This window comes from Vibrio sp. 970, assembly GCF_033339075.1.
This window is the reverse complement of sequence record NZ_JAWOTW010000866.1, coordinates 1-508: the sequence shown is the minus strand read 5'-3', so window position 1 is coordinate 508 and position 508 is coordinate 1. Positions and strand designations below refer to the sequence as shown.

At 46.9% G+C, this 508-nt stretch carries 1 protein-coding gene; it reads right to left on the bottom strand.

The annotated features are described in order from the left end of the window. Positions 1 to 508 (bottom strand): hypothetical protein (locus R7Q11_RS29620; RefSeq protein WP_225467396.1); only part of this gene is annotated, 508 nt, incomplete at both ends.

The following is a 508-nucleotide window of genomic DNA, read 5'->3' as shown; positions in this document are numbered from 1 at the left end:
CAAGCGGTTTGAACTGTTCAAATTGGTACGTGCCGTCGGTGTTTAAAGTGATACTTAATACCACCTCTCCCGTGCCAGCTACGGTTAACGTGATGTTACTGCCATCTTCAGACAAGGTCGCAACCGTCACTTGGTTGTCGGTTAACAAACCATCAAATTGCGACAAACTTTCCTGATTAAAAGTGACAGAAGCCAACTGGTCACTGCCAATTTCGACAAACGTCCCCGTGATTGGCGTCGATGAAGATTCTTCGTTCTCAAACGAGATGTCTTGCGGCGCTGGATTATCACCATCGATAATCGTCGTGACAAAATCAATTGGCGTACGAATGCTGTTACCACCAATATCGGTACCCGTCATCTCAAACTCAATACTGATGCGGTCACCAACAATCGACACCTGTCCGTCATCTACAGACGCAACATGGTCAATGCCTTGGCTTATGGTTGTCGTCACCTCCAACTCGATATCACGACCTAGCGAAGTCGCTTCAATTTCAATGCGTAG